Source organism: Streptomyces sp. NPDC027663, from assembly GCF_055566415.1.
The window spans coordinates 161,705-186,695 of sequence record NZ_JBVHSK010000004.1; the positions used below are offsets into that span (position 1 = coordinate 161,705).

Sequence of the window (24,991 nt, forward strand, 5' to 3'; positions counted from 1 at the left end):
AGGCTGCTGCGTGCACGGCGTCCATGGAGCTGGCCGGCCACCGGAGCAGTGATCATGGACTTCGAGCAGGCCCTGCAGGGCCCCATGCAGAGGGTGGCCAGGCCATCAGGCCGACCCCGCTCGCCGGTGCGCCGCATCCGGTCGTAACCTGCGGTCATGAGTGACGCCGCCCCTGCCACCCCGCGTGAAGCCTTCGACCTGCTCCTGGCGGGTAATCACCGCTTCGCCGCCGGCACACCCCGACACCCCAACCAGGATGCCGCCCGCCGCGCCGACCTCGCCGCCGTGCAGCGCCCGTTCGCGGTGCTGCTCGGATGCTCCGACTCTCGCCTGGCCGCCGAAATCATCTTCGACCAGGGTCTGGGCGACCTCTTCGTCGTACGCACCGCAGGGCACGTGGCGGGAGCGGAGGTCCTGGGCAGCATCGAGTACGGAGTGAGTGTGCTGGGCTGTCCGCTGGTCGTGGTCCTCGGTCACGACTCCTGCGGTGCGGTCGCCGCGACCCGCGCCGCTGTGGCGGACGGTACGACCGCCCGCGGCTACCTGCGGGACGTGATAGAGCGGGTGACGCCCAGTGTGCTGGCCGCGCACGCCGGCGGTGTGCGCAACGACGATGACTTCATCGCCACGCACGTCCGGCACACCGTCGACTTCCTCATGGACCGCTCCCGGGAACTCGCCGACCGTGTCGCCTCCGGCAGTACGGCGGTCGTCGGCCTGTCCTATCGTCTGGCCGAGGGCAACGCCCGCGTGGTCACCTCCCGCGGCCTGGACCTGCCCTCGGAACAGGCCTGCCGACCCGACAGCGCGCCGACCCCGAGCAGCCGCTGAACGGTACCGGCTGCGTCCGCGTGGCGAGGTTCAGGATGGGTCGGTGAGGGCGATGCGGGCGGTGACGCGTTTGCCGACCGCCTCACGCTGTGCTTCGAAGCCCTGGGCGACGGCCATCACGATCTCCAGGCCGTGCTGGCCGACCCGGCCGGCATCCGTGGACCTCGCCACCGGCAGCACCGGGTCGGAGTCCCAGACCGTCACCTCGACCACGTCGCCGTCGATACGCAAGTCCATCAGCACCGGACCCGGCGCATACTTGCAGGCGTTGGTCACCAGCTCGCTGACCACCAACTGCGTGAGATCCAGGCCGCGCCGCGAGACCTTCAACCCGTGCTCGCGCTGCCCTTGTGTGAGGAAGGCGGCGGCCAGGTGTCGGGCCTGAGCGATGTCCGTACCGTCTCCCACCAGAGCCAGCGTGGTCTGCCAGGCTGACCCGGCCGGGCCGGTCCCGCCCAGCGGCTCTGGTTCCCTCATCGCTGCCTTCGCTCCCCGCTCACACGCCCGCGCCTACCCACGCTGACGCGAGTGACGCCCGGTGCACCTGCCTTGGTTCCGCCGCCCGGCCGATCCTCCGTACGATGCGGTGCAGTACCCGTGGCCGGCGTCCTGGTGTGTCTGTATCACGTACAGGGCCGAGGAAATATACCGGACGCCGAACACGGTGGGCAGCCGGGCCAGTTGTCGGTCGCCTTCACGGCCGCCGACGGCATCCGCCTCCGCAGGGGAGCGGGCTGGTGCGAGCCGGCCTTCCTGTGCAACGCTGCAGGGACAACCAGCCTGGTCTGGTGGGAGGCCCCGCGCCGCCCTCGGAGGTCATCTCGGTGACCGGGGCGCGGTACGGGTTGTCTCGCTCGGCTGTACGCGGTCCCACGCCGCGTGCTTGACGCCCGCTTGTCGGACAACGGGCGTGATGGGCTCGACCCCGGGAATCGAGGGGCGAACCATGAACGACTTCACCGTGGTGACACGGCAGCACCCCGACCGCACCGTGATCACTGTGACCGGCGTGATGGACCTTCAGTCATGCAATGAACTGGCCCAGGCCGGATCCATCATCCCGCTGAGCGGAAAGCCGCTGCACCTGGACCTGTCGGGAGTGCCCTTCATGGATTCCAGCGGCCTGAACCTACTGGTACTGCTGCGTCGTCGCCTTCACCTCGAAGGTGGCCACCTTGCCGTCACCGGGCTGCAATCCCAGCCCACGCGTCTGCTGCAGATGACGGAGACCTACGAACTGTTCGCGGCCGACACCACCGCCGCAGTCGGCTCGGACGACGCTCTGACGGCTTGACGGGCGGAACCTGCACAGGGCTCCGCCCGCCACTGCCCCCGCGGCGGCGCGTACTCACCTCGTGGTGAGCATGCCCTCGCGCAGCCGGGCCAGGCAGCGCGACAGCAGCCGGGACACGTGCATCTGGGAGACGCCCAGGCGTTCGCCGATCTGGGCCTGGGTGAGTTCCTCCACGAACCGCATGTGGATGATCTGCCGGTTCCGCTCGTCGAGTTCGGCGATCAACGGGGCCAGGCTGTGGAAGTCCTCGACCAGTTCCAGCGCGGTGTCCTCGGTGCCGATGAAGTCCTGCAGCGCCGCTTCGCCGTCCTCGCTGCCGCTGATCGTCGCGTCCAAGGAGGAGGAGTTGTAGCCGTTGGCGGCCAGGCGGGCCTCACGGACCTCCTCCTCGGGCAGGCTCATCAGCTCCGACAGTTCCTTGACCGTCGGCGTGCGGCCCAGCCGGCTGCGCAGCTCCTCCGTGGCGCGGGCGAGCTGGACGCGGGCCTCCTGCAGGCGGCGCGGCACGTGCACCGCCCAGGTCGTGTCGCGGAAGAACCGCTTGATCTCGCCGACGATGTAGGGGATGGCGAACGAGGTGAACTCCGCCTCCCGCGACAGCTCGAACCGGTCGATCGCTTTGATCAGCCCGATCATGCCGACCTGGACGATGTCCTCCATCTCCTCCGGGCCCCGGCTGCGGAACCGGCCGGCCGCGAAGCGGACCAAGGACATGTTCATCTCGATCAGCGTGTTACGGGCGTAGCTGTACTCCGGCGTGCCCTCCTCCAGCACCGCCAGCTGCTCGAAGAACAACCGCGAAAGCTCCCGGGCGTCCTTCGGCGCAACCTGGGAGGGGTCGCCGATCTCCGGCAGCCGGTCGGTCTCGGTGTCCGTCACCAGCTTGCTCATGAGCGCCATGGAGTTCCCCTCCCACGATCGAGTCGATGCCGCGTGCCCGCCTGAAACGGCCGGGCACGCGGCGGTTACCCCGTCCATCATCCACCCATGCCCGTCCGAGCACGAACCACACGAACCAGGTGCCGTGACCCTGCGCCGGGGCAGGGCCACGGTCGGCGGTGAGGCTCAGCCCTTCGTCATGCCCGGCGTCCACCCCGGCGGTCCCAGGAGGTACCCGGCGCGGTCGCGCCAGCACCGGGCCACGCGGACGTCGTGCCAGGCGGCGGCGTATTCGTGGAAGGCCACGCGCAGCGGGTTGTAGGTGTCGATGTTCTTCGTCAGCCCGTACACCACGCGCTCGCCCTCCGGTTCGAAGGTTCGGAAGAGCCGGTCCCAGAGGATGAGAATGCCGCCGTAGTTGCGGTCCAGGTACGCGTTGTTCGAGCCGTGGTGGACGCGGTGATGGGAGGGCGTGTTGAAGACCCACTCCACCGGCCGCCACAGCCTGTCCACCCGCTCGGTGTGCAGGAAGAACTGGTAGACGAGGCTGAAGGCCTGCTGGAGCAGGATCATCCAGGGCGGGATGCCGAGCAGCGCCAGGGGCAGCCAGAACGGCAGCCCTGTCATCGGCGTCCAGCTCTGGCGCAGGGCGGTGGAGAGATTGAAGCGGACGCTGGAGTGGTGGACCACATGACTCGCCCACAGCACCCGCACCCGGTGATGTGCGCGGTGGAAGGCGTAGTACGCCAGGTCGTCGGCGAAGAACAGCAGCACCCAGGTCCATCCCGAGGACGCGGAGAGGTGCCAGGGGGCGAGGGTGAAAAGGGCCGCGTACAGCACGAGTGTCGCGGCCTTCCACGGCATTGCGACGACCTGGCTGCCGGCACCCATGGACATGCTGGTGACGGTGTCCCGCAGTTCGTACCCGCGTTCGTCGTCCTGCGGCAGGAAGCGATAGGAGAGCGCCTCCACGACGACCAGGAGCACGAACGCCGGTATGGCGTACACCACGGTCGGGATCATCTCAGAGCACCGCCTTCCGGGGCGTCGAGGGCACGCTGCGGGACAGCAGCTCGCGCGCGAGCCGTTCGGCCTCCTCGGACTCACGTGCCGCGATGTGGGCGGCGAGACGCAGGTGCGTCTCGACGTCGAGCAGTTCGGCGGTCCGCAGGTCGTCCGGCACGTCGGCGACCGGAAGCGCGCCGTCCACCAGGCTGTTGAAGGCCAGCAGGTAGGCGACGTTCGCGGAACCCTCCACGATCAGCCGCCACCAGGCGACATCCGCCGCGCCCAGTTCGTCCAGATCGGGCCCGCAGCGGGCGTACCGGCCCGCCGCCTCGACGATCTCCCCGGCGGCCGGATCCGAGCATCGGATCGCGCACAAGCGGGCAGCGTCGGCACCGATGCACGCCCGCATCTCCAGGGCATCACGTGCCAGGTCCTCCACCGAGGGCCCGCTGTCGGACGCGGCGATCCCCACGGCGAGGTCGAGCCCGGCACTGCGCCGCCAGTCCAGCACGACCGTGCGGCCGCCGTGGCTGACCTCGACCAGCCGGGCCTGCTGCAGCCGTTTGACGGCCTCGCGAACGGCGTGCCGGTTCACACCGAACTCCACGGCCAGATCCCGTTCGGCCGTGAGGGCGGACCCGGGGAGCAGGACACCGCCGAGGATCCTGTCACGCAGCAGCGCGAAGAGCTGGTCCGAGACCGCCTCGCGCCGGATGTGTCGCTGGGTCATGACGCACAGGGTGAACGGCGCCGGCCGACTGGTCAACTGGTTGGACCAGATTCCTCGTTGGGTGTCGCGACACCGTGAACGGCACCGAGGTCACGCGCCGCGGGGCGTCCTGGGCGACGGGAGGGGAACTCTCGGCGCCGAAGGTGTCACGACTCGCAGGAAGACGCGCTGCCCAGCACGGTGTCGGCATGGCAGAGAAGCGCTACCGGGCCCTCCAGAAGGGAGGGGCCCTCGCTCGTGCTCTCGCTCGGGCTCTCATTCGTACTCTCGCTGGGGCTCGAGTCGGGGCCACTGAGAGCTGCTGCGGCGGTCGCGCCTCCCAGTGCCGCCGTAGCGGCAAGGACGAAGGCGGCGAGAACGGCACGCACTCGCATGACACTCCTCTGCGTCAAAGGGGATCGATCACACCAGGAGATGTCCACCTCGCCGCCCGCCGAACCGGTCCGGGCCGAAGATCACTCATGGGGACGCACGCATGCCACATCCCCACGGGCTGCTCAGCCGGGGGTACCCGGTCGAACCCTCGAACCGCGCATCAGGAACCGCGGTGTGCGGCAGGCCGAGCCGGCCGCCGGGAAAGGCGACGGCCGGCAGTGCGCGACAACGGTGGAGGCGGCGCGGAGTTCGGCGGCTCCGTACGTGGTCCGCACCGGCGGCCGTCAAGGCGCTCAGCGGTTCGTCTCGCCGCCATGCCCCGAGGGGCGCGCCGCGTCCGCCGGCCGGCTCGCCGCCCGCTCCTGTCTCGGTCAGCCCATGAATATGCTGTGTGTACCAGGCACCTGCACTGCCTCTCCCGGCGGGATGATGTCGATGAACCCGCCCGCGCAGCCAGGAACGTTGTGGACCAGGGCGGGTACGTCCGCGAGGTTGTAGACGGTCGAGAGGTAGGGGATCTCGAAGCAGCCGCTCGGGTCGCTGTGACGGACTCCGTTGATCACGAGGAACCCGTTCGCGGCGGAGGCCGAGTTGGGGACGGCGAGCGTGAGCACCCCGGCGGCGAGTGCGGCGAGTGTCGAGCTGATGGGACGCATGGCGAACCTCCTGACGTGCAGGCCGGGGCACGTCCCGGCCCTGCAACCGACCGTACGCAAGCCGCCACGCACTGCATCCCGGCATCCCCCAGATGGGCGCCCACGGGAGCGACCCCGCCGGCGCCGCAAGCCTTCGCTGCTGCGAGCGGTCGTTCCTGACGGCGCGGACCGCGCGGGCGGCGGTCGCTGTCAGGTGCGAGCCGGTCGGTCCGGGGCGGGGCCGCCCCGCGGGCGGTAGCCTGCTCGTGAGGGCAGTCATGGCCGCTCAGGTGCACATCCGGCTCCTCGGCGGGTTCACCGTGACGGTCGACGACCGCGCGGTCACCGCCGGGGCGTGGCGGCTGCGCAAGGCCCGTAGCGTGCTCAAACTGCTCTCTCTGACGCCGGGCCACCGGATGCACCGGGAACGGCTCTACGAGCTTTTGTGGCCGGACCTGGACCGGACGGCCGCAGCCAACAACCTGCACCAAGTGCTGCACGCGGTGCGGCGGGCGCTGGGTGCCGCGGGGGCGCCGGGCGATGTCGTCCTGCTCCGGGACGACATGGTGCTGCTCGGCCCGGACGGCGGCGTACGGGTCGACCTCGACGCGTTCGACGAGGCGGCCCGGCGGGCCTCGGCCGGCGGCGCGAGCGCGGACTACCGGGCCGCGCTCGCCCTGGCCGGTCCGGGTCTGCTGCCGGAGGACCGGTACGAGCCGTGGGTGAGCGGGGTGGCCGAGGCCCTGGAAAGACGGTGTGCGGAGCTGCGGCTGGGACTGGGTGAGGCGCTGGAACTCGAACACCGCCCGGCCGAGGCCGTCGAGGCGCTGCGGACGCTGGTCGAGGAGGACCCCCTGCACGAGCCCGGCTGCCGGGCGCTGATGCGGGTGCTGGCCGCCGCCGGCCGGCGGCGGGAGGCACTCGCGGCGTACGAGCGTCTGCGCGAGGCAGTCCGTGAGGACACCGGTGCCGACCCCGACCCGCAGACCCGCCATCTCTACCGCATGCTGCTGGCCGATTCGGTCGAGGCCCGGGAAGCGCCGGCACGGACCTCCCGACAGCGTCTGCCGACGCCGGCCACGCAGCTCGTCGGCAGGGAGCGCGAGATGGCCGAGGTGGAGGGGCTGCTCCGGCCGAGGGGGCTGCTCACGCTGACCGGAGCGGGCGGCTGCGGCAAGACCCGGCTCGCGCTCGCCGTGGCAGCCCGCAGGAGCGACGACTTCCGGGACGGGGCGTGGTTCGTGGACCTCGCGGGGCTGGCGGAACCGGACCTCGTGCCCGAGGCGGTCGCGGCGGCCCTGGAGCTGCACCTGCCGCCGTCCGGCCGCGGTCGCGAAGCGTTGATCGCCCGGCTCGGCGAACGGGAGATGCTGCTGGTGCTGGACAACTGCGAGCATCTGATCGACGCGTGCGCCGTCCTGGCCTCCGAGATCATCGCTCGCTGCCCGGGCGTCTTCGTCCTGGCGACCAGCCGGGAGGCCTTGCGCTCGTACGGGGAACGTACTTTCCGGGTGCCCTCGCTGAGCCTGCCGGATCCGCGCCGGCTGCCGTCGTTGGCCGAGCTGGGCCGCTTCGCATCCGTCCGGCTGTTCGTGGAGCGGGCCGCCGACGCGGCGCCGGGGTTCCGGCTCTCTGCCGGGAACGCGGCCGCCGTGGCACAGATCTGCTTCCGGCTCGACGGCATGCCGCTGGCCCTGGAGCTGGCGGCGGCCCGGATGCGCCTGCTGGCACCACAGCAGATCGCCGAACGCCTCGACGACGCCTTGGCCCTGCTCGGCCGGGGCAGCCGGCGCGGTGTGACACGTCAGGAGACATTGCTGGCCACGCTGGAGTGGAGCCACCGGCTGCTCGACGAGGAGGAACGGCGCCTGTTCCGCCGGCTCGCGGTCTTCGCGGGCGGATTCTCGCTGACCGCGGCCGAGAAGGTGTGCGCGGACGAGGGAGATGACGCCCCGGTGCTGGAGACGCTCGGCCGGCTGGCCGACAAGTCCCTGGTATGGGCGGAGCCCGGGCCGGACGAGGTCCGCTACCGGCTGCTCGAGACGATCCGGCAGTACGCGACGGACCGGCTGCGGGCCGCCGGAGAACTCGCGGCCGTCGAAGCCAGGCACCGGCGTTTCTACCTGGCACTCGCCGAGGCCCTCGACCGGGAACCGCCCCGCGGTGTCTCCGGTGCGGTGTCGCTGGAGCTGGAGGCCGACTACGGCAATCTCCGGGCCGCCCTGCGCTCCCTGCTGCGCCATGAACCGGACAGGGCGCTGCGGCTGGCCGTCGCCCTGCGGTCGTTCTGGCCCGAGCGGGGCAGGCTCGCGGAGGGCCGGCGATGGCTGGAGGACGCCCTGGCCGCCGCGCCGGAACCCTCCCCGGAGCGGGCGCGGGCCTTGATGGGGCGTGCCGTGCTGGCGATCCGCCTGGGAGACGGCTCTCCCCTGGAAGACATCGCGGGGCAGATCGTGAGGATCCAGCAGCGGAGGCCCGACCGGGCAGCGCACGCGTACGCGTACTGCCAGCAGGCACTTCTGCTGTGGATGCGCGGTAACTGGGACGGCGCACGCGTCGCTCTGGGCCTCGCTCGCACCCTGGCCCGGGAGGCCGGTGCGCCCTCGGTCCTCGCCGTCGCGGCGCATCTGGAGGGCGTGTGGGCCGTCTGCCGCGGCGAGGGCACGCAGGCCCGGGAGGCGTGCGAGGAGAGTCTGCGGCTGCTGGAGGACGTCGGAGCGGAAAGCGGTCCGTTCTTCCCGGTCCTGACACCGGGCTACACGCCGGCGGCCGCCAGGACGGGTCCGGTGTCACTGTTCTTCGAGGAGACGGTGCTCGCCGGCCGTACGGTCGGCCCGTCCCGGGCCCGCGGCTACGCGCTGGCGAACCTCGCGTGGGCGAGCCGCCTGGAGGGCGACACGGCTACCGCCATGGCGGCGGCCGAGAGCAGTGCCGACCGTTTCCGCTCGCTCGAGGACCCGCACGGTGAATCCCTCGCCCTCAACGTTCTCGGCAACATCCACCGCGGCCGCGGTGATCCGGATGCGGCAAGGAAGTGCCTCGAAGCGGCGCTGTCGACCAGGCGCCGGCTCGGGGACCGCCGGGAAGAGGGCATCACCCTCGGTTGTCTGGGCCTGCTGCACCTGGCCGTGGGCGACACCGGCAGCGCCGAGGAGGTCATCGCGCGTGTCCTCGCCGGCTTCGAGGAGACGGACGACATCCCGGGCGTCACCAACAGCCTGCTCCATCTGGGTCTCGTCGCACGGGCGGCCGGCGACTCGGCGCGGGCGTGCACCCTGCTGGCCCGGGCCCGGCGCCTGGAGGAGGTCGCGGGATCACTTCCCGCCGCCGGATGGGTCGCCCTCATGCTGGCGCAGCTGCTGTGGCAAACCGGCGAACGGGAAGCCGCGAGGGTGACGGCGGCCCGGGCCGGTGAGCTCTTCGCCCGCCTCGGCGAGGTCCGCGGGCCGGCCGTTCTGCGGCGCGCGTTGCCCGGCGACGCCGCCGGCAAAGCCGCTGCTGAGTGAGTGCTAAGTCGCGCTGTCTAGCGTCGCAGGCGTCGGTGCACGCACGCACATCAAGGAGGCGGCCATGTCGATCGACACCGCGAGGGGCGTTCTGGGGGATGCCACCGTCGCCGAGCTGGAGGCGGGTCTGCGCGGCACCGTCGTCCGCCCCGGCGACCCCGATTACGACCAGGCCCGCGCCGTCTGGAACGCCGCTCACGACAAGAGGCCGGCGCTCGTGGTGCGCTGCGCCGGCACCGCGGATGTCGTCCGCGCGGTCGAGTTCGCCCGCAGCCAGGACCTGCTCGTCGCCGTGCGCGGTGGCTCCCACAGCATCGCCGGGTTCTCGACCTGCGACGGCGGCATCGTCATCGACCTGTCGGCCATGAAGGACGCCGTCGTCGATCCGGTGCGGCGCCGGGTGGTCGCCCAGGCCGGCCTGACGTGGGGGGACCTCGATCACGAGACACAGGTCTTCGGGCTCGCCGTGACCGGCGGCCTGGTGTCCACGACCGGGATCTCCGGGTTCACGCTCGGCGGCGGAGTGGGATGGCTGCTGCGCCGTCACGGCCTGGCCTCCGACAACGTGACGGCCGCCGAGGTCGTCACCGCGGACGGACGTGTGGTGCACACGGATCCGCATGAGCACTCCGAGCTGTTCTGGGCGCTGCGGGGCGGCGGGGGCAACTTCGGCGTCGTGACCTCGTTCGAGTACCAGTTGCACCCGGTCGGGCCGCAGGTTCTCGGCGGGCTGATCGTCTTCCCCCTCGAACAGGCCGAGCAGGTGATCAGAGGCTGGCGCGAGCTGATCGCGGACGCTCCCGACGAGCTGACGACGCTGGTCGACCTGACGACGGCGCCTCCCCTGCCGTTCTTGCCCGAGGAGGTGCACGGCACCCGCGTCGCGGTCGTGCTCGGCATGTACGCGGGCGACCTCGCGGCCGGCGAGAGGAGCGTCGCTCCGCTGCGGACGCTGGGCACACCCGTCGCCGACCTCATGGGCCCGATGCCGTACACGGGGATGCAGTCACTGATCGACCCACTGTGGGCGTCCGGTGCCCACAACTACTTCACATCGGCGTTCATCGAGCCGACCGACGCCGCCCTCGGTGCCGTGCTGCGCCGTCACCTGACCACGCCCACGCCCTCCAGCGAGCTGCATCTGCATCAACTGGGTGGTGCGTTCTCCCGTGTCCCCGCGGAGGCTTCCGCCTTCAGTCAGCGGGATCCGAGTGTGCTGTGCAACGTGATCGTGCGGTCCCCCGGCCCCGCGGGCTTCGACGCCCATGTCGCCTGGGCGCGCGACACGCGTGAGGAGATCGCACGGCACGGCCGTGGCACCATGTACGTCAACTTCACCGGTGACGCCGCCGAGGACAGGGTGCGCGCCTCGTACCCCGACGCGGTGTACGAACGGCTCGTCAGGGTCAAGGACACCTACGATCCGACGAACCTGTTCCGCCTCAACCAGAACATCCGCCCGTCGACAGCGGGTTGAACGGCCCCGGGGGTGCCGGCAGGCAGCGGCGGCCGTTGCGGGAACGCCGGCTCCGAAAGGGCTCCTTTGAGGCTCCTCACCGCGGCGGGACGCGGAGAGACCGGGCATCCGGGCACCGGCACGGACACTCCGGCCGCCCCGTCATTGCCGCCCGTTGCGACAGTTCTCTGGGCATCGCTGCCACCGCCCTCTACCCTCGGTGCGCCACATCGGCCTCCTCCCCCAAGGAAGGCGTACGACGATGAGACGTAGAACGGACGGCACTCGGTTACGGCGTTCAGCGCCCGGTCTGCTCGCCCTGGTCCTCACTGCCGCGATCCTGGTGACGGGCGGCGGACAGGTGCAGGCGGCCCCGGCTGCGCCGGCCGCCCGGGCCACCGCCGCAACGGTGGACCTGTCGCGGTGGATGGGCGAGATGCGCGGCTATCTCGGCCACCAGCCGCTGAACCGTGTCGCGATGCCCGGCAGTCACGACTCCGGCAGCTGGAGCATCCCGGCCGACCCCGCCCTGTGCACCAGCGGCTGGTCCTACAAGGTCGCCTCGCTCGACCCGCGGCTGGCCGCGAGTATCTCGCGAGCCCAGAGCGGCAGTCTGACCGACCAGCTCGACCAGGGCGCCCGCTATCTCGACCTGCGGCTGTGCCTGGAGGGCGGGCAGTGGCGGACCTTCCACGGCGCACCCATGGGAGCACCGTTCTTCGACGATGCCGCGGGTGAGGCGGTCTCGGTCAAGCGCTGGATCGACGAGCACCCCTCGGAAGTCGTCATCATCAGTGTGTCGGCCGCTGTCCCAGCCGGCGCGGACGCCAAGGAGCCGCTGACCCGGTTGCGGGACTTGTTGGGCTCCCGCGTCGCCGACCGGACGGTTCTGTCGCCGGCCTCCGCCTACGACGACTTCGTGAACGCCGGGAAGAACGCCGTACTCGTCGATGCGTCGGGGGCAGTCGACCAGCCCTGGGCCTGGCACGCCGACAGCGTCTCGGACCGCGGCAGTTACCCGGCCGGCAACCCGAGCTGGTGGGACATCCTCAAGTCCTTCTTCAACGGAAGCCCGCCGCAGCAGGTCTACGACCGGACGCTGTCCCTCAACCAGGCGGCGCTGGCCCGCGACCCCGGAGCGGACGCCGGCCGGTTCTTCGTGCTGTCGAGCATCGTCCAGCCGGATGTGCAGATACCGCAGCTCTTCCTGATCCGGCTGCTGGCGCCCTTCTTTCCGGCCTTCGTCCGGGACAACTACCTCATGCATCTCGCGAACGGTCTGAACCCCCAACTGGTCACCAAGCTGAGGACGGACTGGCGGGCGCCCGATCTGGCCGGTCACATGAACATCGTGACGATCGACGACCTGGGCCACCGGCCGGACGGTGACCTTCAACGCGCCGTCATCGACATCAACACGCTCCCGGGTCGTGCGCGGTGATCTGACCGGGGTCTGCCGGGCGCAGCCTGCCTGGGGCAGGAGCGCGGAAGCGGGCCGGGTGCGGAAGCGGGCCGGGTGCGGAAGCGGGCCGGGTGCGGAAGCGGGCGGGTCGAGCCGTCCGCCGCAGCACCCGGCCTCCCGGGCGGTGTGGACGATGTCGGCAGTCACCAGACGCCGGTGCGCCTGTCTTCGTCCTACTGGTTCGACTCTGCAGCGCTGATGTCGCCGAGCGCCGATTCCGGGTCACGCTCGATCGCCAGGTCGCCGAGCGACAGGATCCCGATGGCGTGCCCTTCTTCTACGACCGGCAGGCGACGGACCGAGTGCTCGCGCATGAGCTCCACCGCATGGTCGATATCCTCGTCGGGGGTGATGGTGACAAGGTCATCGCTGCACGCGGAGACGACGGTCTTGTGCTCCAGGTCTCCGCCGTCGGCGAGCGCACGCACCACGAGGTCGCGGTCGCTGACAAGACCACGCAGATCGTCGCCCTCTGTGATCAGTACGGCCCCGATGTTCTCGTCACGCATCCTCTGGGCCACCGCCGTCACCGACGTCTGCGGTTCCACCGTGACCAGCCTGCTGGTCATGATGTCACGCACGTGCTGTGACATGGCGCCTCCCTTCAGTGGGTTCTTCACGCTCTCGTGTCCCGGGTACCCGACGCACGCCCTGTCCCACGTGCGATGACCCACGGAACCTGGCCGGGCGCCTCGCGCCGCTTCCAGGGCGTGCGTCCGGGCGACCGGGCAGGCGGTGCCCCGCCTGCGGATCATGGGTGAGGACGCCGGAAGGCAGCCTGTTCCGTACCCTGGCGGCATGCGCATGCGCCCCACCTTGAGCTGGACCCCTACCGAGGAGCTGCCACCGGGCACCACGGATCTCGCACCGGTCGCCGATGCGCTGCGGGCCGGCGGTGTGCTGGTGCTCAGCGGGGCGGGCATCTCCACGGAGTCGGGCATCCCCGACTACCGGGGCGAGGGCGGCAGCCTGAGCCGGCACACTCCCATGACCTATCAGGACTTCACCGCCGGCGCCCAGGCCCGGCGCCGCTACTGGGCGCGCAGCCATCTCGGCTGGCGCACTTTCGGCCGCGCCCGCCCCAACGCCGGGCACCGGGCCGTGGCCGCGTTCGGACGGCACGGCCTGCTCTCGGCTGTGATCACCCAGAACGTCGACGGCCTGCATCAGGCCGCCGGCAGCGAGAGCGTGGTGGAGCTGCACGGCAGCCTGGACCGGGTCGTGTGCCTGTCCTGCGGCGCCTTCAGTCCGCGCCGCGAGCTCGCCGGGCGGCTGGAGGACGCCAATCCGGGTTTCGATCCGGTGGCCGCAGGAATCAACCCGGACGGGGACGCCGACCTCACCGACGAACAGGTCGGGGACTTCCGCGTGGTGCCCTGCACGGTCTGCGGCGGCATCCTCAAACCGGACGTGGTGTTCTTCGGCGAAGCCGTTCCGCCACAGCGGGTCGAGCACTGCCGTGAGCTGGTGCGTGAGGCGGCCTCGCTGCTGGTCCTGGGCTCCTCACTGACGGTGATGTCAGGTCTTCGGTTCGTCCGCCAGGCGGCCCAGGCCGGGAAACCCGTACTGATCGTCAACCGGGACCCGACCCGGGGCGACCGGCACGCCCTCGCCCGGGTCGCACTCTCGCTGGGACCGGCTCTCACCACCGTGGCCGGGCGGCTGGGCATCCCCCTCGACGGCCGGAAGACGGCCGAGGCACCGGCGCGGACGCCGGGCACTCATCCGGTGTGATTCCGGCAGCGCCATCCACGAGTTCGCCGACTGGCCGGCTGCCACGGGCCGGTGGCCGCCGTAACCCGCCGTCCGCCAGGGGGCGATGGCTGCCGTGACCGGCCGTCTGCCAGGGGGCGATGGCCGCCGTGACCGGCCGTCTGCCAGGGGGCGATGGCCGTCGTACACGGTCGGCGTGACCGTGACCGACGCCATGCACCGGGGGCATGCGTCTGATCTGCCTCGCCACCAGCATCCAGGGCGCTGCGATCGCCGAGCTGGAACTGCGGCTCCATCAGCAGGCCCGCGCCGGGAACCGCATAGCCCTGACCTGCCGGCCCCTCGTGGGGAAGCCCCGCCGGCTCCGCCCGCACCGTTCCCGGACTCACCTGCCCAAGTGGCGCCCAACCCGCCGGAAAACCCGCGTAGTTGGCGTGACGAGCCGTCATGCGACGCTGAGGCCGGCCGAGCGATGTGCCGCGTATCGCGGTCTGCCGGGGCAGGCGTGCCCCTGGAAGGGAACTCCGATCCGGCTCTGCGAGGGTGGCTCACCCGCTCGGATGCGCTCGGCGAGCAACTGATCGCGAGGGTATGCATGGTGAGTGCATGAACACTACACCTCGCCCCAAGAAGGCAGTTTCCCGGATTCCGCGAGCATTCGCGGTGTGTGCAGCAGTAGGCATCGCCTGTGCGGCGGGCATGGCAACCGCCACGTCCGCTGTGGCCGCGACGCCCGCCACGAAGGCCGCCCCAGCCTACGGCCACGGCGGAGGAGGGGGGGAGGACTTCCAGTGCGGGAACGGCCTCCTGCCCATCCTCAACTTCTGCAACTGACCCACGACTGAGGGCAGTTCCGGCCCTCGCACCGCACGACCGCACGTCCGCACATGCAAGAAGTCCACCCCCCAGGGCGGTCAGGAGCAGGGACAGGATCCCTTCCCTGACCGCCCTGCCGACCACACCCCTGTGCCTGCGCCTACCGCGCCCACCGGGCCGGCGACCTGCTCGGTGAACGAAGAACGCACTGCCCGACGCCCCCGCGGACCGCCCGCCTCCCCTCTCAACCGGAGCCGCTCGAAGCCGACATGCCGGGACGGTCGGACCACGTCACAGCCGGTCCGGAACAACGACGGCGCTCTACGCCTCGGCGCCGGCGAACAGTTCGAGATGACCGCACTTGGGGCAGCGAAACGCCTCTATCTGCCGCCGGAGCCGGCCCATACGCTTGGCACCGCCGAAAATCCCCCGCTCCAGCGCACCCTCGATCCAGCGCGCGTAGCCGCGCGAGTGCTCGCCTGCATCCTCGATGAAGCCCTCTTCCAGACCGACGGTGCCACAGTGGGTGCACGTGTAGTTGCTCATCCCGTGAGTGTAGGAAACAGCGCGCCGAGGGCGGTCGTCCGGTGGCCGTCACCTCCTGCCCGGCCGGGACGGCGCTGCGGCCCACGGTCGGTACGCCTGTGCCGCCCCTCTGACGATCAACCGGCTTCCGGGCGAGCTCGGTGCGCTCAGCACCATCCCCGCGGCTCGTCACAGGGGCGCCGTTGTCGTGTGCGCTGATCCCGCAGAGGGCTGCCGGGGTCGAGAGGGGTCAGCCGGTTCCCTCCGCGTCTCCCGCTGACCGGTCGCAGAAGCGTACGGCGAGGGCTGCGATGTCGTCGTCGAGTCCCCCGCCACTGTGCTGGAGGAGCTCGCGGTGAAGCCCGTCGAGCAGCGCCCTGGGCCCAGCGGGATCCTGCTGGTCCATCCAGTCGTGCAAGGGGAAGAACTCACCCCGGTGGTTGCGGCTTTCAATGACCCCGTCGGTGTAGAAGAGCAGATGGTCACCGGGGGCACAGGCGATGGTGTCGGTGATGTAGGGGGTGTCGATGAGAGCCGCGAGGTTGAGAATCGGCGAGGCGGCGGTGGGGTCCAGGACCTGGAGCTTGCCCTGATGCAGGAGCAATGGGGGAGGATGCCCGCAGTTGAGGATCTTGATGTGGCTGCCCTCTTCCGGGAACTCGGCGAGTACCACGGTGGTGAACTGTTCCAGCAGATCCCCGGTGGGGAAGGTGCAGCTGTGCCGGGTGCTGCTGACGTCCAGCCGGCGGACGATGTCCTCCAGGGTGGGTTCGTCGTACGCGGCTTCCCGGAAACAGTTGACCACGGCCGCCGCGGAGCCGACCGCGGGCAAGCCCTTGCCCCGCACGTCCCCGATGATCAGTCTCACCCCGTAGCGGGTGATGACGGCTTCATAGAAGTCCCCGCCGATACGGGCCTGGGCGGCCGCTGCGAGGTACATCGACGCGACCTCGAGACAGCCGACCTTGCGAGGCAGGGGCCGTAGGAGCACTTTCTGTGCCGCGTCGGCCACGAGGCGGAGCTGGACGAACTCCTGCTCCCGTCTGATACGGACACGACAGGCGTACGCGGCAGCCACGGTGACTGCGGCAATGGCACCGACGGTGAACCAGGTGCCGAGGTCGGGGTACACCAGGCTCAACGCGATCATGATGATGACGCAGACCGCCCCGAGCAGAATGGTCGGCAGCACGGGCCAGATGGAGGCCGCAAGGGCAGGTGCAGCGGTCAGGAGGCGACTGAAAGCGATCTTTCTCGGCGTGGAGAACGCCAGGCCCGTGACGACTACGGTCAAGATCACCGGTGAGAGCAGGGCGAGACTCCACTGTCGGCGGAGAGGATGACGGATTCGCATCCACCCAGTCCAGAGCATGAAACACAGCATATCGGCACATACTGTGCGCGATCCTCTCAGAGGGAGCGTGGCCTCCTCCTCGGCGCGGCCATCAGGTCGGACGCCGGAGCCGGCCGCTCGGCCTCGTGCACCGCCGGCAACGGCTTCGCCTCCCGCTCGACCCCGATGACCTCCCGCGTTCGCCCCACTGCCCGCCCGTGTTCGGGGAGTGAAAGGGCCGCCCGGAGCCCGGCAGCCACCTTCGGACGCCGGCTGCCCCATGGGTCCGGACGCCGCTCGTCGCCCGCCCGCCCCACCCCTCCCGTCCGGTCATGGAATAAGCCGGAGACCCGACCCGGTTGCTGCAAACATGACAACGAATGCCACGCGGCCCGAGGTACTGCGATACACCGCCTTCTCCGGCGACCCCGAGGGCGGAAACCCAGCCGGCGTCGTTCTGGACGCCTCCGACCTCCAGGACAGTGACATGCTGGCCATCGCCGCGGACCTGGGATACTCGGAGTCCGCGTTCCTGACCGCGCCCCCGGAGGGTTTCGACAGCCAGGAGGGGAGGGCGTACGGCATCCGTTACTTCAGCCCCAAGGCCGAGGTGCCGTTCTGCGGACACGCCACCGTGGCCACCGCCATCGCGCTCGCCGAGCGGACCGGCCCCGGCGAACTGCTGTTCGCGACACGCGCGGGCACCATACCGGTGGAGGTGGCCGAACAGGGCGGGACGTTCCGGGTCACGCTCACCAGCGTCGAACCGCACATCGAGGAGATCGCCGACGCCGATCTCACAGAGGCGCTCGCAGCCCTCGACTGGCCGGCCTCCGATCTCGACCGGGACTTTCCGCCCCGCATCGCATTCGCCGGTGCCCGCCATCTCGTACTCGCAGCGGCGACACGGGCGCGTCTCGCGGATCTTGACTACGACTTCGCGCGCCTCGAAGCCCTGATGCACCGATGCGACCTCACCACGGTCCAGTTGGTGTGGCGGGAGTCGCCCACCGTCTTCCACGTCCGCGACCCGTTCCCCGTCGGCGGTGTCGTCGAGGACCCCGCGACCGGCGCCGCGGCGGCCGCCTTCGGTGCGTATGCCCGTGAGCTCGGCCTGGTTCCCGAGGATGCCACCCTCACCCTCCATCAAGGCGCGGACCTGGGCCGCCCTGGCGAGCTCACGGTGACGCTGCGCGCGGGTGACCGGCGCGTCCGGGTGAGCGGCACGGGAGCCCGCATCGGCTGAGGCACGACTCTGACCCAGTGCAGGCAGTGCAGCCGCAAGCGCACGGATCCGTCGGCGGGGCCCAATTCCGGCGCCCTGCCCATGACGGGCGGCAGCAGACGCCGCAGCCGGGGCTGCAAGGCGTGCCGCCCGGGCAGCGAGGTCCCGCGGGCAGTCATACCGGTCCTTGCCCGACGGGACGCGCCCGTCTTCACGTGACTGCGGTCGGTTTCCGGGGCCGGCTTCCCCTCACAGCAGCCGCCATACGCCGTGCCGGACCCGCGAGTGCGGCGGTGTCAGCTGCGGTGCGGGGCGGCCAGCAGGGCCTCGGCGGCCTCGGTGCGGCTGTAGAGCACGAAGCGACCGGTGCGGTGGCCGACGACCAGGCCGGCCGAGCGGAGGACGGTCAGGTGCTGGGAGACTCCGCCGGGAGTGATGCCCGTACGACGGGCCAGGTCGGTGGTGGAGGCGGGCGTGTCGAGTTCGGCCAGCAGCCGGGCTCTGCCGCGGCCGATGACGGCGGCGAGCGGCTCGGCGACCTCGGTCCGCCGCTCCCACAGCGTGGCCACACCGCGCGGCGGGTAGCGGAGCGTCGGCTGCCTGCCGGGGGCGGTGATCGAGAAGACCCGCGGCCAGGCGAACACGGACGGCACGAGCAGCAGGCCCCGCCCGTCGAGCCGTCGGGTGCCCCGCGCGTACAGGTGCCGGACGCGCAGGGTGTCGGTGTCCCAGCCGACCGCGGGGTCCAGGTCCGCGAGCAGCCGGTCGGCGCCGCCATCGGCCAGCAGGCGCGCCCGGTGCAGCACGTCGCCTTCCAGCAGTGAGCGCATCCGCGGCCAGTACGGCGCGAGCACCAGTTCCCAGTAGGCCTCCACCAGGTCGGCCAGTTCCCCGAGGCCGCGTCGCGGATCCGCCAGCAGCGCCTCCAGCCTTTCGGAGTGGGGCGCCGCCTTCCCGCTGAGACCGGCCCGGACCTCCTCCGCGGGGGTGGCACGCAGCATGGCCAGCTCGATTCCGAGATCAGCCGGCGCAGTGGTGGGCGGTGGAGCGACGAACAGCGGTATCGCCCGGGGTGGGGTGGGTACGAGATCGGCCAGCAGCCCCCAGTCCAGCCCGTCGGCCGCCAGCCGTTGCGCCGCCTGTTCGGCCCAGGGCCGGAAGAGGCCGTGTTCCTGCGGGTTCTTCACCATACGGATGCTGGCCACGGCCTCCCACAGCGGGGACAGGGCGAGCCTGGTACGCGCCACGTCGCGGGCCGTGAACCGCAGCTCGAGCACGGTGCCCCCTCCGTTTCCCTTCCCTCGGCCGTTGCGAGGATTCAGTACAGCCTAAATTCATGGCCGCGGCCCCGGGACGGCGGACAGGCTCCCGACATGACCACGACCGAACTCGGCGCACGCCCGACCCCGACCGCCCCTCCCCTGATCCACGACCACGGCTACCGTCTGCTCGTCACCGCGACGGCGGTGAGCAAACTCGGCAGCTCCGTCAGCTATGTGGCGATCCCCCTGGTCGCCGTGGCGGCTCTGCACAGCACCGCCGCCCAGGTGAGCCTGCTGACGACGCTGAGCACCCTGGCGTTCCTGCTGATCGGTCTGCCCTCCGGGGCCTGGGTCGACCGGATGCGCCGGCGCCCCGTCATGATCGCCGCCGACCTGCTCCGAGCGACTCTCCTGCTCTCGGTTCCGGTCGCCTGGCTGCTGGATGCTCTGACGATCGGTCAGCTGTACGTGGTCGTCCTGCTGTCGGGCGCGGCCACGGTCTTCTACGACGTCGCCGCGCAGAGCCACCTGCCCCAGCTGGTCGGCCGGGAACACCTCGCCCAGGCCAACTCCGTGCTGGTCACCGTCGACGCCGCGGCCCAGATCGGCGGCCGCAGCGCGGGCGGACTCCTCGTCACGCTGCTGTCCGCCCCCATGGCCGTCCTCATCGACGCAGCCAGCTATGTCTGGTCGGCGGTCTGCCTCGTACGGATACGCCGGCCGGAACCCGCGCCCCGGGCCACCGGGCGCGGCAAGCTGCTCGACGAGATCCGTGAGGGCGTGCGCTTCGTCTTCGCCCACCCGGGGCTGCGGGCGGTGGCCTGCGCGGGTGCCTGCACCAACCTGTCGATCCAGCTGTGCCAGACGGTGCTTCCGCTCCTGCTCGCCCGGGAACTCGCCCTTCCCGGCTTCGCCATCGGTCTCTTCTTCGCCGCCGGCGGCGGCGGGGTCCTGCTCGGCTCGCTCTCGGCCCGGCGGCTGGCCCGCCTGTTCGGCGCCGGGCGGACACTCTGGCTGCTGGGTCTGGCCATCGCGCCCTTCGGCGTCACCGTGGCTCTGGTCGACCGGGGCCCGGCGCTCTGGGTGGCCGCCGCGGGATGGCTCGTCACCACGTTCAAGGTCGGCGTGGACAACGTCCTGAAGGTCAGCTTCCGGCAGAGCGTCACTCCCGACCGGCTGCTCGGCCGGATGAACGCCACCATGCGGCTGGTCCTGACCGGGTCCCTCGCCGCCGGCGCCGCTCTGGCCGGCCTCCTCGGGGAACTCCTCTCGGTCCGCGCCGCGCTCTGGGCGGGCGCGCTCGGCCTGGCACTCGCCTGGCTGCCGATCGCCTGCTCCCCGCTGCGCCGACTGCGTCAGATCCCCGGCCTGTGAACCGTCTGCGTCAGATCCCCGGCCTCTGGACCGTTCGGCGGGCGCCGGCCGCCCGGTGTGCTGCTCGGCGCGCGCGACGCGGGTCCGCGTCGCTGCTCCGCTCCGGCACCGGTCAGCTGCCGCTTCCGGCGTCGCCGGTCCTGCGGACCGGTCCGGTCGTCGAGCGGGCCTGTCCGTGCCGCCGAGACAGGCGATCGCAACTCCCCCTCCCGGGCCGGGACCGGCAATGGGCTGTGTCCGGCCGCGGGGCCGGCCCTAATTCGCTTGACCCGGCCACGGGTCAGGGCCGCATGGTGACCGGACGCCACGCGTCGTGGTGCCAGTATCCCGGGGAGGCAGCAGCATGGAGATTCGTTCCACGACCGACCAGGACCTCGACGTCTTCGTCGACACACTCCATGCCGCGTTCGGCCGCTTCCCCGAGACCCCGGCCGAGGAGGGCGGCGGGGTCTGGTGGGCGGCGCTGGAAATGGACCGCGGCCTGTTCGCCCTGACGGCGGACGGGCGGCCGGTCGGCACTGCCGGTGCGTACACCTTCGAGCTGACCCTGCCCGGTGAGGTCCTGGTACCGGCCGCCGGGGTGACGGCCGTCGGTGTCCTGCCCTCGCACCGGCGCCAGGGCGTGCTCAGCGCGATGATGCGGCATCAGCTGACCGAGCTGCGGTGCCGAGGCGAGTTCCTCTCCGTACTGCTGGCTTCCGAAGCCCTGATATACCGCAGGTTCGGCTACGGACCGGCGACCTACACGCAGCGGCTGACCGTGCCGCGCCACCAGGCCGCTCTCGCCCTCCCCCGGGCGCGAGCAACGGCCGGCGCCCCGGCGACGGGCCCGGGCACCGGCACGGTCGAGCTGCTCCGGCGTGCCGAGTGCGGGGAGATCCTGGAAGAGGTCTACGACCGGTACCGCCGTGCACAGCCCGGCGCGCTGTCCCGGCCTCACCGCTGGTGGGCGTCGGGCGCGGGGCAGCCCCCGGTTGCTGCGGCGTCGCGCTACGTCGCCGTCCACCGGGACCCCGACGGCGTCCCGGACGGGTACGCCAGCTATTCGGTCGGCGAGCCCGACACCTTGACGGTCGACGAGACCATCGCCACCGACGACGCCGTCTTCACGGCCCTGGCCCGGTTCGTACTCGGACACGACCTGGTCAAGCAGGTCGTGTTCAAGCACTTCCCGCCCGGGCACCCGCTGCGCTGGCAGCTCGTGGACTTCCGCGCCGGCCAGGTGAGCGGCGACACCGACTGGCTCTGGGTGCGGCTGCTGGACGTCCCGCGTGCGCTGACCGCGCGCGGCTGGTTCACGGACGGCGAACTCGTCCTCGACGTCGACGATCCGTGCCTCGGCGAGCACGGCCGCTACCTCCTGACCGTGCGGGACAACAAGGCCGAATGCGTCCCGACGGACCGGGAGCCCGACCTCTCCCTGGACGTGAGCGACCTGGGCTCGGTCTACCTCGGCGGCACCGCCCCGAGCACGCTCGTGCGTGCCGGACACATCCGGGCCCACCGCCCCGGCGCGGCCGCCCTCGCTGACGCCCTCTTCCGTGCCGAGCGCTCCCCGCACTGCCTGCACTGGTTCTGACCGCGCTCACCACCCTGCAGTGTGCACGCCCACGGCCCGCACGCGCGGCCTCGGCAAGCCTGCGCCACGAGCGGACGATCCACCGGCCGGCGAAGGAGAACGGCCGGGGGGTGTCGTTCGGATCAGGTCGGATCGGGCCGCGGCGTCCGGTGCGGTGCATCGCAAGGCGGAGGATCTCCCGCGTACCGGGCGTGCCCGGGTGATCCGACAACGCGGCGTGGGGGCACCCCCGGCCGGAGGCTGGGAAGGTGCCGTGCCGGGCGTCGCGGGCCCGGGCTGATCCGAACGACACTCCTAAGCGGCACTGATGCCCAGGACCTGTGCGGTGCCGTCGGCCAAGGCGGTGATGCGGACCTGGCCGGCGGGGAACGGGTCGATCCCGCTCGGACCGGCGATCTGGGCGAAGCCGGTCCAGGAGACGTTGTCCTTCCTGATGTTGTGCCAGACGTTGCCGTCGTGGCCGACGACGACGACCTGCGCCGACCCGTCGGGCATGCCCGCGATGCCGACGCTGCTGGCACCCATTCGGTTCGCGTCGACGCCCGCGGGAGGAGCGAAGCCGTCCCACCGTCCGTCGGGGTGGCGCACCTGGTGGTAGACGCATCCGTCGAGGCCGACGGCGACGACCTGAGAGGAACCGTCGGGCAGACCCGTGATGGCGAGTGCCGGGCCGGAGAAGGCCGGAGCGCCGCCGAAGCCGGCCGGCCGGGTCCAGGCGGTCCATGACCCGTCCCTGCGGCGGATGCACAGGTACATGGCGCCGTCGGTGTTGTAGGCGAGGACCTGGGCCGAGCCGTCGGGCATGCCGGCGAGGGCGATCTTCGTGGCACCCCAGGGGCTGTTCGGCGTGAAGCCGGGAACCGGTCGGAAGCCGGTCAGTGTGCCGTCGGTGCGGCGCTGCTGGTGGTACAGCGTGCCGTCCATGCCGGTGGCCAGGAGTTGGCTGGTTCCGTCGGGCAGAGCCGTGATGGCCGCCTCGCGCGCGGTGAAGTCCTTCTGCCGGCCGGGACCGTCCAGACGCTGCCACGGCCTCGTCGGGGTGGAACCGTCCAGAGTTGCGGCCCAGAGGCTGTTGTCGGGTTTCAGCCCCAGGATCTGCACGGTCCCGTCGGGCATGCCGGCGGCGGAGACCTGGATGCCGGCGAAGGCGGGGTCGCTCTCCGAGCCGTGCAGCGGCCTCATGCTGGTCCAGGTTCCGTCCGCCCTGCGGGCGCTCTGGAAGAGGACGCGTTTTTCGATGGCGTACGGCGGACGGTCGGCGCTGTAGAACCAGACGGGGTTGGTGAGGGCCACCATCTGGTCGAGCGTGCTGGAGCCGGGTTGCAGGCGGCGTACTTCGGCGCGGGCGAACAGTGACGCCTTGCCCCAGCCGCGCCAGTGCAGTTGGCCGGATCCGCCGGCGCCTATGGCCGTCGATGCCATGATCCCCCACTCCGTGCAGAGGGTGACGACGGTGTCGGGGGCGCCGGACACGGAGACTGTGACGTCGACTGAGTCGAAGAGGCCCAGCGGGAGTTCTTCGCCCGGCCCGGCGGTGCGGCCGGCCCCGCCGGCCGTGAAGTCCACTGTGACGGCGGTGGATTCCGCGGCGTAGGACCTGACCTGCCGCAGTGCGGCCAGGATCGCCGTGGTGGACAGGGCGGAGGCGTGGACGACGTTGTGCGGGAGGCCGACGGTGTCCGTCGTGGCGTGCGCGTCGCTGTTGCCCAGGCCCGGGATGCGTTTCCCCAGACTCAGCGCGCCGTGCCAGACAGCGACGTCGGCCGCGTCGTCCAGTGTCCAGGGGCCGTTCCAGACTTCCATGGCGTCGACGTGGTCGAGGCCGAATTCCCAGAACGAACCGGGACCCGGGGTCATGGGATGCGCGGCGACCACGAGCCCGCCCAGGCTGTGGACCCGCTGGACGTGTCCGTCCAGTGCGCCCTGGTCGCCGGGGGCGTAGCGCCAGTCCACCCACTCGCCCTGCGGCAGTCCCACGGCCAGCCAGTGGCCGTGGCGGGTGGTGACCTCCTCGGCGTTGATCACGAGCAGGTCCGTGGGGATGTTGTCCTGCCAGGTCACCCCGGTGGAACTGGTGTTGTGGTCGGAGGTGGCGATGAAGTCCAGCTTGTTCCTGCGGGCGTCCGTGATCATCTGGTCCACGGTCCGCGCGCCGTCGGAGTGGACGCTGTGCAGGTGCAGGTCACCCCGGTACCAGCCGGCGCCTCGGCCGCGGACCGAGCCGGGCAGGATGGTGTACGGGACCGGCTCGAGCGCAGGGCCGTGGTCCAGGGTGACACTGACCTGCCAGCCCATGCCGGACGCCTGGTAGACGATGGGGCCGAGGGCGACGGACCACTTGCCCGCTTCGATCGGTCCGGGGACGTAGCCGGGAGTTGCGTCCGCCGCGGAGAGCGTGAAGTCGCGTCTGGCTCCGCCCGACCATCCGCGGAATCCCGAGGGGTCGAAGATCCCTATGTCGAGGACGTTGGACATGACGCCCAGGACGAGGACGAACGGCTCGAAGCTGGAGGTGACGGAGATCCGGTTCACCCCGGCAGGGACATCGAAGTCGATGTAGGCCCACTGGTCGAACCCCAGCGGAGAACGGCCCTCATAGGTCCTGGTCACCCGGCTGCCGTCGGTCTGCGTGGCCGCGCCGGCGACACCGGCGGGCATCATGGCCGCCAGGCCGCCGGTGGCGAGCAGCGTGCCCAGACGCAGCACGTCACGGCGGCGCACCGGTGTGGCCGTCGGCTGTTCCTCGTGTCTGTCGGATCCGCGATCACTCGGCACGGGACCCTCCGAAAGTCATGCACCTGTCAATTACAGGAGCAGGCCGTCGCGCCCGCCCGTCGGCGACCAGGGTCTCGAGGCTTCTCGTTCGTTCGAACGACCAGCAGGGTACCGGCACCCGGCCGAACAAGCGCCTCCCTTGTGGGCCGTCGGACCACACCGCGGATGCCGGCGGCGCGCAGCAGGGAGACGGCCACACCCGTACTGTGCGGT

At 71.3% G+C, this 24,991-nt stretch carries 19 protein-coding genes; 9 read left to right on the forward strand and 10 right to left on the reverse strand.

What is annotated here, in order from left to right:
* Positions 1 to 156: 156 nt before the first annotated feature.
* Positions 157 to 831, forward strand: a complete 675-nt coding sequence (locus ACZ4SF_RS13945; RefSeq protein WP_468382917.1) for a carbonic anhydrase — start codon at positions 157 to 159, stop codon at positions 829 to 831.
* Positions 832 to 861: 30 nt separating this feature from the next.
* Here the strand turns inward: ACZ4SF_RS13945 and ACZ4SF_RS13950 are convergent, their stop codons facing one another.
* A complete protein-coding gene (locus ACZ4SF_RS13950) occupies positions 862 to 1,308 on the reverse strand; it encodes an ATP-binding protein (protein ID WP_468382919.1) in 447 nt (148 codons plus the stop codon).
* Between the two features lie 469 nt (positions 1,309 to 1,777).
* Between ACZ4SF_RS13950 and ACZ4SF_RS13955 the strand changes: the two genes are divergently transcribed.
* Complete coding sequence (locus ACZ4SF_RS13955) at positions 1,778 to 2,125, forward strand: STAS domain-containing protein (protein WP_468382921.1); 348 nt, start codon at positions 1,778 to 1,780, stop codon at positions 2,123 to 2,125.
* A 54-nt stretch (positions 2,126 to 2,179) separates the two neighbouring features.
* Here the strand turns inward: ACZ4SF_RS13955 and ACZ4SF_RS13960 are convergent, their stop codons facing one another.
* From ACZ4SF_RS13960 to ACZ4SF_RS13975, 4 genes are all read right to left on the reverse strand, one after another.
* Entirely contained in the window at positions 2,180 to 3,025 is an 846-nt protein-coding gene (locus ACZ4SF_RS13960) for an RNA polymerase sigma factor SigF (protein WP_468382924.1), read from the reverse strand.
* A 165-nt stretch (positions 3,026 to 3,190) separates the two neighbouring features.
* On the reverse strand, positions 3,191 to 4,027 hold the full coding sequence (locus tag ACZ4SF_RS13965) for a sterol desaturase family protein (RefSeq protein WP_468382927.1): 837 nt from the start codon (positions 4,025 to 4,027) through the stop codon (positions 3,191 to 3,193).
* Between the two features lies 1 nt (position 4,028).
* A complete protein-coding gene (locus ACZ4SF_RS13970; protein ID WP_468382929.1) occupies positions 4,029 to 4,742 on the reverse strand; it encodes a FadR/GntR family transcriptional regulator in 714 nt (237 codons plus the stop codon).
* Positions 4,743 to 5,488: 746 nt separating this feature from the next.
* Complete coding sequence (locus ACZ4SF_RS13975; protein WP_468382932.1) at positions 5,489 to 5,773, reverse strand: hypothetical protein; 285 nt, start codon at positions 5,771 to 5,773, stop codon at positions 5,489 to 5,491.
* 257 nt (positions 5,774 to 6,030) lie between these two features.
* Between ACZ4SF_RS13975 and ACZ4SF_RS13980 the strand changes: the two genes are divergently transcribed.
* The 3 genes from ACZ4SF_RS13980 (at position 6,031) to ACZ4SF_RS13990 (ending at position 12,155) form a co-directional block, all read left to right on the forward strand.
* Positions 6,031 to 9,258 (forward strand): AfsR/SARP family transcriptional regulator, encoded by a 3,228-nt coding sequence (locus ACZ4SF_RS13980; RefSeq protein WP_468382934.1) that lies wholly within the window; start codon positions 6,031 to 6,033, stop codon positions 9,256 to 9,258.
* Positions 9,259 to 9,322: 64 nt separating this feature from the next.
* A complete protein-coding gene (locus ACZ4SF_RS13985; RefSeq protein WP_468382936.1) occupies positions 9,323 to 10,735 on the forward strand; it encodes an FAD-binding oxidoreductase in 1,413 nt (470 codons plus the stop codon).
* 241 nt (positions 10,736 to 10,976) lie between these two features.
* Positions 10,977 to 12,155, forward strand: coding sequence for a PI-PLC domain-containing protein (locus tag ACZ4SF_RS13990; RefSeq protein WP_468382938.1), 1,179 nt, complete (start codon positions 10,977 to 10,979; stop codon positions 12,153 to 12,155).
* 194 nt (positions 12,156 to 12,349) lie between these two features.
* Here ACZ4SF_RS13990 and ACZ4SF_RS13995 read toward each other — a convergent pair whose 3' ends face one another.
* Entirely contained in the window at positions 12,350 to 12,769 is a 420-nt protein-coding gene (locus ACZ4SF_RS13995) for a CBS domain-containing protein (protein ID WP_468382941.1), read from the reverse strand.
* Between the two features lie 205 nt (positions 12,770 to 12,974).
* Here ACZ4SF_RS13995 and ACZ4SF_RS14000 point away from each other — a divergent pair, with 205 nt between their 5' ends.
* Entirely contained in the window at positions 12,975 to 13,910 is a 936-nt protein-coding gene (locus ACZ4SF_RS14000; RefSeq protein ID WP_468382944.1) for an NAD-dependent protein deacetylase, read from the forward strand.
* 1,116 nt (positions 13,911 to 15,026) lie between these two features.
* On the opposite strand, the gene ACZ4SF_RS14005 is transcribed toward ACZ4SF_RS14000, so the two are convergent.
* Both ACZ4SF_RS14005 and ACZ4SF_RS14010 read right to left on the reverse strand, forming a co-directional pair.
* Entirely contained in the window at positions 15,027 to 15,251 is a 225-nt protein-coding gene (locus ACZ4SF_RS14005; RefSeq protein WP_468382946.1) for a hypothetical protein, read from the reverse strand.
* Between the two features lie 229 nt (positions 15,252 to 15,480).
* Positions 15,481 to 16,530: a PP2C family protein-serine/threonine phosphatase gene (locus ACZ4SF_RS14010; protein ID WP_468382949.1), complete on the reverse strand. Its 1,050-nt coding sequence runs from the start codon at positions 16,528 to 16,530 to the stop codon at positions 15,481 to 15,483.
* 403 nt (positions 16,531 to 16,933) lie between these two features.
* Between ACZ4SF_RS14010 and ACZ4SF_RS14015 the strand changes: the two genes are divergently transcribed.
* Positions 16,934 to 17,809 (forward strand): PhzF family phenazine biosynthesis protein, encoded by an 876-nt coding sequence (locus ACZ4SF_RS14015; protein ID WP_468382951.1) that lies wholly within the window; start codon positions 16,934 to 16,936, stop codon positions 17,807 to 17,809.
* A gap of 275 nt (positions 17,810 to 18,084) precedes the next feature.
* On the opposite strand, the gene ACZ4SF_RS14020 is transcribed toward ACZ4SF_RS14015, so the two are convergent.
* On the reverse strand, positions 18,085 to 19,065 hold the full coding sequence (locus ACZ4SF_RS14020; RefSeq protein ID WP_468382954.1) for an ArsR/SmtB family transcription factor: 981 nt from the start codon (positions 19,063 to 19,065) through the stop codon (positions 18,085 to 18,087).
* A gap of 96 nt (positions 19,066 to 19,161) precedes the next feature.
* Between ACZ4SF_RS14020 and ACZ4SF_RS14025 the strand changes: the two genes are divergently transcribed.
* Positions 19,162 to 20,424 carry an MFS transporter gene (locus ACZ4SF_RS14025; RefSeq protein ID WP_468382956.1) on the forward strand — a complete coding sequence of 421 codons (1,263 nt, stop codon included), beginning with the start codon at positions 19,162 to 19,164 and terminating at the stop codon, positions 20,422 to 20,424.
* 343 nt (positions 20,425 to 20,767) lie between these two features.
* Positions 20,768 to 22,003, forward strand: a complete 1,236-nt coding sequence (locus tag ACZ4SF_RS14030) for a GNAT family N-acetyltransferase (RefSeq protein WP_468382959.1) — start codon at positions 20,768 to 20,770, stop codon at positions 22,001 to 22,003.
* 294 nt (positions 22,004 to 22,297) lie between these two features.
* Here ACZ4SF_RS14030 and ACZ4SF_RS14035 read toward each other — a convergent pair whose 3' ends face one another.
* Entirely contained in the window at positions 22,298 to 24,778 is a 2,481-nt protein-coding gene (locus tag ACZ4SF_RS14035) for a CehA/McbA family metallohydrolase (RefSeq protein ID WP_468382963.1), read from the reverse strand.
* Positions 24,779 to 24,991 lie beyond the last annotated feature (213 nt).

Bases quoted from the DNA above. Each gene is read 5' to 3' on its own strand.
- ACZ4SF_RS14025 (WP_468382956.1), top strand. From the start codon at position 19,162: ATGACCACGACCGAACTCGGCGCACGCCCGACCCCGACCGCCCCTCCC.
- ACZ4SF_RS13975 (WP_468382932.1), bottom strand. From the start codon at position 5,773: ATGCGTCCCATCAGCTCGACACTCGCCGCACTCGCCGCCGGGGTGCTC.
- ACZ4SF_RS13945 (WP_468382917.1), top strand. From the start codon at position 157: ATGAGTGACGCCGCCCCTGCCACCCCGCGTGAAGCCTTCGACCTGCTC.
- ACZ4SF_RS13955 (WP_468382921.1), top strand. From the start codon at position 1,778: ATGAACGACTTCACCGTGGTGACACGGCAGCACCCCGACCGCACCGTG.
- ACZ4SF_RS14005 (WP_468382946.1), bottom strand. From the start codon at position 15,251: ATGAGCAACTACACGTGCACCCACTGTGGCACCGTCGGTCTGGAAGAG.
- ACZ4SF_RS14000 (WP_468382944.1), top strand. From the start codon at position 12,975: ATGCGCATGCGCCCCACCTTGAGCTGGACCCCTACCGAGGAGCTGCCA.
- ACZ4SF_RS13980 (WP_468382934.1), top strand. From the start codon at position 6,031: ATGGCCGCTCAGGTGCACATCCGGCTCCTCGGCGGGTTCACCGTGACG.
- ACZ4SF_RS13990 (WP_468382938.1), top strand. From the start codon at position 10,977: ATGAGACGTAGAACGGACGGCACTCGGTTACGGCGTTCAGCGCCCGGT.
- ACZ4SF_RS13985 (WP_468382936.1), top strand. From the start codon at position 9,323: ATGTCGATCGACACCGCGAGGGGCGTTCTGGGGGATGCCACCGTCGCC.
- ACZ4SF_RS14015 (WP_468382951.1), top strand. From the start codon at position 16,934: ATGACAACGAATGCCACGCGGCCCGAGGTACTGCGATACACCGCCTTC.
- ACZ4SF_RS13995 (WP_468382941.1), bottom strand. From the start codon at position 12,769: ATGTCACAGCACGTGCGTGACATCATGACCAGCAGGCTGGTCACGGTG.
- ACZ4SF_RS13950 (WP_468382919.1), bottom strand. From the start codon at position 1,308: ATGAGGGAACCAGAGCCGCTGGGCGGGACCGGCCCGGCCGGGTCAGCC.
- ACZ4SF_RS13970 (WP_468382929.1), bottom strand. From the start codon at position 4,742: ATGACCCAGCGACACATCCGGCGCGAGGCGGTCTCGGACCAGCTCTTC.
- ACZ4SF_RS13965 (WP_468382927.1), bottom strand. From the start codon at position 4,027: ATGATCCCGACCGTGGTGTACGCCATACCGGCGTTCGTGCTCCTGGTC.
- ACZ4SF_RS13960 (WP_468382924.1), bottom strand. From the start codon at position 3,025: ATGGCGCTCATGAGCAAGCTGGTGACGGACACCGAGACCGACCGGCTG.
- ACZ4SF_RS14030 (WP_468382959.1), top strand. From the start codon at position 20,768: ATGGAGATTCGTTCCACGACCGACCAGGACCTCGACGTCTTCGTCGAC.